General features: G+C 62.0%; 6 protein-coding genes. All 6 read left to right on the plus strand.

The genetic code is table 11. The features are described from left to right. Positions 1 to 28 precede the first annotated feature (28 nt). Genes JKV55_RS17005 through gmhB form a run of 6 tightly spaced genes read left to right on the plus strand, consistent with a single transcriptional unit; the run spans position 29 to position 6,477 of the window. Positions 29 to 1,048, plus strand: a complete 1,020-nt coding sequence (locus tag JKV55_RS17005) for an ABC transporter permease subunit (protein WP_202088071.1) — start codon at positions 29 to 31, stop codon at positions 1,046 to 1,048. Continuing rightward, positions 1,041 to 2,087 carry an ABC transporter permease gene (locus JKV55_RS17010; RefSeq protein ID WP_202088059.1) on the plus strand — a complete coding sequence of 349 codons (1,047 nt, stop codon included), beginning with the start codon at positions 1,041 to 1,043 and terminating at the stop codon, positions 2,085 to 2,087. Before JKV55_RS17005 ends, JKV55_RS17010 begins: the two co-directional genes overlap by 8 nt. Before the next feature lie 12 nt (positions 2,088 to 2,099). Beyond that, positions 2,100 to 3,899, plus strand: a complete 1,800-nt coding sequence (locus JKV55_RS17015; RefSeq protein WP_202088060.1) for an extracellular solute-binding protein — start codon at positions 2,100 to 2,102, stop codon at positions 3,897 to 3,899. Beyond that, on the plus strand, positions 3,899 to 4,876 hold the full coding sequence (locus tag JKV55_RS17020) for an ABC transporter ATP-binding protein (protein WP_202088061.1): 978 nt from the start codon (positions 3,899 to 3,901) through the stop codon (positions 4,874 to 4,876). Before JKV55_RS17015 ends, JKV55_RS17020 begins: the two co-directional genes overlap by 1 nt. Continuing rightward, complete coding sequence (locus JKV55_RS17025; protein WP_202088062.1) at positions 4,876 to 5,904, plus strand: ABC transporter ATP-binding protein; 1,029 nt, start codon at positions 4,876 to 4,878, stop codon at positions 5,902 to 5,904. The genes JKV55_RS17020 and JKV55_RS17025 overlap by 1 nt, the downstream gene beginning before the upstream one ends. Positions 5,905 to 5,919: 15 nt before the next feature. Continuing rightward, positions 5,920 to 6,477 (plus strand): D-glycero-beta-D-manno-heptose 1,7-bisphosphate 7-phosphatase, encoded by a 558-nt coding sequence (gene gmhB, locus JKV55_RS17030; protein WP_202088063.1) that lies wholly within the window; start codon positions 5,920 to 5,922, stop codon positions 6,475 to 6,477. Positions 6,478 to 6,631: the final 154 nt, after the last annotated feature.

Below are 6,631 nucleotides of genomic sequence, written 5' to 3' on the forward strand. Positions count from 1 at the left end.
GTTCAGGGAACGAATGATAAGGGAGATTATGGGCCAGTATTTTCTGCGTCGGCTACTGTTGCTGATCCCCACCTTTCTGGGCATCACCCTGGTGGTGTTTGCCATTACCCGCTTCGTGCCGGGCGGCCCGGTGGAACGGATGTTGATGGAAAGCCAGCTGGCGGGCAGCGAATTCAGCCAGAGCACCAGGGGCAGCCAGGTGCTGTCGTCCGAGCAGATCGATGAGCTCAAGGCCTTTTACGGCCTGGACCAACCGATGATGACCGCTTACTGGGACTGGCTCAACAAGCTGGTACGGCTGGATCTGGGGGAGTCGACCCGCTACTACCTGCCGGTGTGGGAGTTGATCAAGGAACGATTGCCGGTCTCCGCCTTCTTCGGTATCAGTACCTTCCTGCTCAGTTACCTGGTTTCCATTCCGCTCGGCATCCTCAAGGCGCTGAAACACAATAGCCGATTCGACAGCATCAGTTCCATGCTGATCTACGCCGGCTATGCCTTGCCGGCCTATGTGGTGGGCATCTTCCTGCTTACCGTGTTCGCCTTCCAGCTCGGCTGGTTTCCCATGGGCGGTTTTGTGGGGGATGATTTTTACTATCTGGACGGTTTCTGGCCCAAGGCGCTCAACCTGTTCCACCATGCCCTGCTGCCGCTCATTGCCTATGCCATCGGCGACTTCGCGGTGCTGACCATGACCATGAAGAACAGCCTGATGGAAAACCTGTCCGCCGACTATGTGCGCACCGCCGTGGCCAAGGGGATGCCCTTTCGCAAGGCGGTGACCGGCCACGCCCTGCGCAACAGCCTGATCCCCATCGCCAGCCATTTCGGCAACGTGATTTCGGTGTTCTTCGCCGGCTCCTTCCTTATCGAGGTGATTTTCAACATCGACGGCCTGGGCCTGCTCGGCTACGAGGCGGTGGTGGAGCGGGACTATCCGGTGGTGATGGGCATACTGGCCATCACCTCGCTGTTGATGCTGGTGGGCAATATACTGTCGGATATCTGTGTGGCGCTGGTGGACCCCAGGGTGCGTTTCGATGGCTAGACTCTTCTCCGAGCTGACTCGCAAGAAACTGCGGCGTTTTCGCAGCATTCGCCGCGGTTATTACGCCTTCTGCCTGTTCATGCTGATGGTACTGCTGGCGCTCTGTGCCGAACTGTGGGCCAGTAACAGGGCGCTGCTGGTCAAGTATGAAGGCCGGCTCTATTTTCCCACCTACGGCGCCGTGATCCCCGGCGATGCCTTCGGACTCGGTTACCGGTACGAGACCGATTACCGGGAACTGAAACAAGTGCTGGCGGAGCAGCCCGGCAACTGGGTGTTGCTGCCGCCGGTGCCCTGGAGTCCCTATGAGCAGGACTACAGCGCCGGCAGTTTCCCGCCCAATGCCCCCAGCCTGGAGAGCCGGCACTTCCTCGGCACCGACAGCTCGGGAAGGGACATACTGGCGCGGCTGGTGTACGGCTTTCGCACCGCCGTGGGCTTCGCCTTTATCGCCCTCACCGCCAGCTATGCCATAGGTGTGATGCTGGGCTGCCTGATGGGGTTTGTGGGCGGCAAGTTCGACCTTTTCTTCCAGCGTTTTATCGAGATCTGGTCCCAGGTGCCCTTTCTCTACGTGATCATGATACTGGTGTCCCTGACCCACCCCAATTTTATGCTGTTTGTAGGCATCAATGTGCTGTTCGGCTGGATGGGCATCACCTGGTACATGCGCACCCTCACCTACAAGGAGAAGGTGCGGGATTATATCTTGGCGGCCAGGGCCCAGGGGGCCGGCCTGTGGCGTATCATCGGGCACCATATCCTGCCCAACACCCTGGTGATGGTGGTCACCCTGGCGCCTTTTACCGTGGTGGCCAATATTTCCTTGCTGACGGCGCTCGACTATCTCGGCTTCGGCCTGGCGCCGCCCACCCCCAGTTGGGGGGAGTTGCTGCGTCAGGGGGTCAACAACCTGGATGCGCCCTGGATTGTGGCCTCGGTGGTGACGGCGGTGTCCCTGGTATTGATTACCGTGTCCTTTATCGGTGAGGCGATTCGTGAAGCCTTCGACCCCAAACATTTTTCCCGTTATGAATAGGCAGGGAACGTGATGAAAAAACTGACTTCGATACTGACCCTCTGCTGGCTGGCCTTCGGCCTTTCGGCCGCCGAACTGCCCGCCGATCTGGAGTGGGAGACCAACGACACGGATCCCATCTTCGCCTCGCCCGAGGCCAGGCGGGGCGGCGAGTTCAACATGATGATGCTGAGCTTCCCGCTCACCTTCCGCACCGTGGGGCCGGACTCCAACACCGCCTTCCGTTCTTTTATCCTGGAAAATCAGCTCGGGCTCTACGGCCTGCACCCGGAAACCGAGAACCCCATTCCGGCCCTGGCCACCCACTGGGCCTTCGGCGACGACGACAGGACCATGTACTTCCGGCTCAACCCCGCAGCCCGCTGGTCCGACGGGGTGCCGGTTACCGCCGACGACTTCCTGTTCGCCCTGGAATTCATGCGCTCCGAGGTGATCCGTGCGCCCTGGTACAACAACTACTACACGGAAGAGATAGTCGACATCACCAAGTACGACGACCATACCCTCTCGGTGACCGCCGGCAGTCCCAAGAGCCGGCGCGAGCTGCTCAATACCGTCGGCCTCACCCCCCAGCCCAGGCATTTCTATGAGCTGAGCGAGGACTGGGTGCGCCGCTACAACTGGGAAGTGGTGCCGGTGACCGGCGCCTACGTAGTAAGCGACGTGCGGCGGGGCCGCGCCATCACCTTCAAACGGCGGGACGACTGGTGGGGCAACGGTCTGCGCTACTACCGGCACCGTTTCAACGTGGACGAGATCCGCCTGACCGTGGTGCGGGATCTGAACATCGCCTACCGCCACTTCCTGCGGGGCGACGTGGACACCTTCGGCCTGATCCTGCCCGAGTGGTGGCACGACAAGACCGACACCCCCGAGTATCGCAACGGGCTGATCAACCGCATCTGGTTCTACAACGATATCCAGCAGGGACCCCAGGGGCTGCACCTCAACACCGCCCATCCGCGGCTGCGGGACGTCCGGGTACGGGAAGGCATCGCCCATGCCATCAACATGCAGCGCATGCTGGATACCATACTGCGCGGCGATTACGAGCGCATGCACAGTTTCGGTACCGGCTATGGCGACTTCACCGACACCGATATCAAGGCCCGGGAATTCGACATCGAGCGGGCACGGGCCCTGTTCGCCGAAGCCGGCTACGATCGCCAGGGGCCCGGTGGCATACTGATGAACGCCGCCAATGATCGCCTCAGCCTGGCGGTGACCTACACCACCCAGGAGCACACCGCCCGACTGGCGATACTACGGGAGGAGGCGCGCAAGGCGGGGCTGGACCTACAGCTCAACCTGGTGGACGGTGCTACCGGCTTCAAGGCCATGCTGGAGAAAAACCATGAGGCGGCCTGGCTGGGCTGGGGCGGCGGCGGCCTCTATCCCCAGTACTGGGAGTTCTTCCATTCGGCCAACGCCGACAAGCCCCAGACCAATAACCTGTTCAATATCAGTGATGAGCAGCTGGACATTCTGATAGAGGAATACCGGATCACCATGGATCTGGACGCCAAGGCGGCCATTTCCCGCCGGATCCAGCAGCGGGTCCACGATCTGGCCATCTTCATTCCTGGCTACCAGGTGCCCTATACCCGGGAAGCCTACTGGCGCTATGTGAAGCTGCCCGAGGCCAAGGGCACGGCCCAGTCGCCTTCCCTGTTCTGGCCCATGGAAGGCGCTCCCCACAGCACCGGCGGCCTGTTCTGGATCGATCAGGAACTGAAGGCCGAGCTCAAGGCCGGCGGTAAAACCTACGAGCCGGTGCTGGAGGTGGTGGAAACCTGGCGGCGGAAACCCTGATGGCGCCCCTGCTCAAGGTCGACAATCTGGCGGTGAGCTTCACCACCGAAGCCGGCAGCTTCCGGGTGGTGGACGACGTGAGTTTCTCGGTGTTTGCGGGCCAGACCCTGGGGCTGGTGGGGGAGTCCGGCTGCGGCAAGAGCGTAACCGCGCTGAGCCTGCTGGGGCTGCTGCCCAGACCGGCCGGCCGGGTGGTTGGCGGGCGGGCCCTGTTCCAGGGGCAGGATCTGCTGGCGCTGTCGCCCGAGCAGCGCTACCGCATCCGCGGCAACAAAATAGCCATGATCTTCCAGGAGCCGATGACGGCGCTCAATCCGGTGCACAGCGTCGGCCGCCAGTTGATGGAGGTCTACGAGCTGCACCGGCCCGAACTCGGCAAGCGGGAGCGCAGGGCCCTGGCGGCGGAGATGCTGCGCCGGGTGGGCATACCCGAGCCCGAGGCCCGGCTCGGATCCTACCCCCACCAGTTGTCCGGCGGCATGCGCCAGCGGGTGATGATCGCCATGGCCCTGGCCTGCGAGCCTGACCTGTTGATCTGCGACGAGCCCAGTACGGCCCTGGATGTGACCATACAGGCGCAGATCCTGCACCTGATCCGGGAGCTGCAGCAAAAGACCGGTATGGCGGTGATCTTTATCACCCATGACCTGGGGGTGGTCGCCCAGGTATGCGACCAGGTGCTGGTGATGTATGCCGGCCGCAGCGCCGAGCAGGCCGGGGTGTTCGATATCTTCGAGCGTCCCCTGCATCCCTATACCCAGGGCCTGTTGTCCGCGATCCCCCGGCTGGACCGGAGCAGCAAGACGCTCCTGCCGACCATCAAGGGTCAGGTGCCTTCCATCGAAGAGCAGGTCGCCGGCTGCCGTTTCGCCAACCGTTGCCCCCATGCCACCGAGCGCTGTCGGCGGCAGCCGGATGCGGAACTGGCGGTGGTGGGGCACAGTGTCTGGTGCCATCACTGGCGGGAGTGGGGCTGATGAGCGTGTTGCTGAAAGTGGAAGAGTTGAAACAGCATTTTACCCTGGGCGGTGGCCTGCTGCGTCGGGGCAAGACTCTCTATGCGGTCGATGGGGTCAGCTTCGAGCTGGAAGCGGGCAAGACCCTGGGGCTGGTGGGCGAGTCCGGTTGCGGTAAATCGACCCTGGCTCGGGCCGTGCTGAAACTGCACGACCCCACTGCGGGCCGGATCCTGTTCGATGGGGAAGAGATCACCGGCTATACGAAGAGGCAGATGCGTCCCCTGCGACGGCAGATGCAACTGGTATTCCAGGATCCCCAGGAATCCCTCAACGCCCGCCACACCATAGCCACCATACTGCAGGAGCCCTTCGTCATCCACGGCCTGGGTTCGGCGCGGGAGCGGCGGCAATGGGCGGCGGAGCTACTGGAACGGGTGGGGTTGCCGGCGTCGGCGCTGGAGCGCTATCCCCACGAATTTTCCGGCGGCCAGCGCCAGCGCATCGGCATCGCCCGGGCCATGGCGCTCAAACCCCGGCTGCTGGTGTGCGACGAGGCGGTGTCCGCCCTGGATGTGTCGGTACAGTCGCAAATCCTCAACCTATTGCTGTCGCTGCAGCAGGAGCATGGTCTGGCCATGCTGTTCATCGCCCATGATCTGTCGGTGGTGAAGCATCTCTCGGACAAGATAGCGGTGATGTACCTGGGGCGCATTGTCGAACTGGCGGAGTCGGAAACCCTGTACCGTACGCCTTTGCATCCCTACACCCGGGCGTTGCTGGCGGCCATTCCCGAGCCGGATCCCCGCAAGCGCAAGGCGCCGCTGATGCTGAGCGGCGAGTTACCGTCGCCGGCCAGTCCGCCGTCCGGCTGCCATTTTCGCACCCGCTGCCCTTACGCCGGCGAACGTTGCGCCCGGGAAGTGCCGATGCTGGAAGGGAAGGCTCATCAGGTGGCCTGCCATTTTTATCGGGAGATCGCCGCCGGACAACGCCTGCCTGACAAGGGGCAAGGCTGTGATACTATGCAGGCAGTAACGGCATCTTGAATACAGGAACCCCCAGTGGCTAAAGCGGCAATTTTTCTCGACCGGGACGGCGTCATCAACAAGGACACCGGCTATGTCTCCCATTCCGACGATTTCATCTTTATCGATGGCGTTATCGATGCGCTCAGGCTGCTCAAGCAGAAGGGCTATCTGCTGGTGGTGGTGACCAACCAGTCGGGCATCGCCCGGGGCCTCTTCACCGAAGACGATTTCATGCGCCTGACCGAATGGATGGACTGGTCCCTGGCGGACAGGGACGTGGATCTGGACGGTATCTACTTCTGCCCGCATCACCCTACCGAAGGAGAAGGCGCCGAGACCAAAGTGTGTGATTGCCGCAAGCCGGCGCCGGGTATGCTGTTGGAAGCGGCCAGGGAGCTGAACATCGACTTGGGCGCTTCCTATATGGTCGGCGACAAGGTGTCGGACCTGAAGGCTGCCGAGGCGGCGGGCTTGGGTCACAAGATACTGGTACGCACCGGCAAGGCGATCACCGCCGAGGGCGAAGCCATGGCCGAGGTCGTCTATCCCTCATTGGTGGAGTTCGCGCAAAAAGCCCCCAAATTGGTGTAAATGACAGCGATTGGTTTATTAACTAACCGGTTGGATGTTTTCTTTAAAAAAAGCCCTTGCGCAAAAAACGCGGCTGCCTATAATGCGCATCCACTGACACGGCGCAACCCGCCGGGTCGCAAGCGGCAAAGAAACTTCGGTTTTAACGCTTGAC

This window comes from Zobellella iuensis (assembly GCF_016746085.1).
GTDB classification, from domain to species: domain Bacteria; phylum Pseudomonadota; class Gammaproteobacteria; order Enterobacterales; family Aeromonadaceae; genus Oceanimonas; species Oceanimonas iuensis.

Bases quoted from the DNA above. Each gene is read 5' to 3' on its own strand.
- JKV55_RS17005 (WP_202088071.1), top strand. From the start codon at position 29: ATGGGCCAGTATTTTCTGCGTCGGCTACTGTTGCTGATCCCCACCTTT.
- JKV55_RS17010 (WP_202088059.1), top strand. From the start codon at position 1,041: ATGGCTAGACTCTTCTCCGAGCTGACTCGCAAGAAACTGCGGCGTTTT.
- JKV55_RS17015 (WP_202088060.1), top strand. From the start codon at position 2,100: ATGAAAAAACTGACTTCGATACTGACCCTCTGCTGGCTGGCCTTCGGC.
- JKV55_RS17020 (WP_202088061.1), top strand. From the start codon at position 3,899: ATGGCGCCCCTGCTCAAGGTCGACAATCTGGCGGTGAGCTTCACCACC.
- JKV55_RS17025 (WP_202088062.1), top strand. From the start codon at position 4,876: ATGAGCGTGTTGCTGAAAGTGGAAGAGTTGAAACAGCATTTTACCCTG.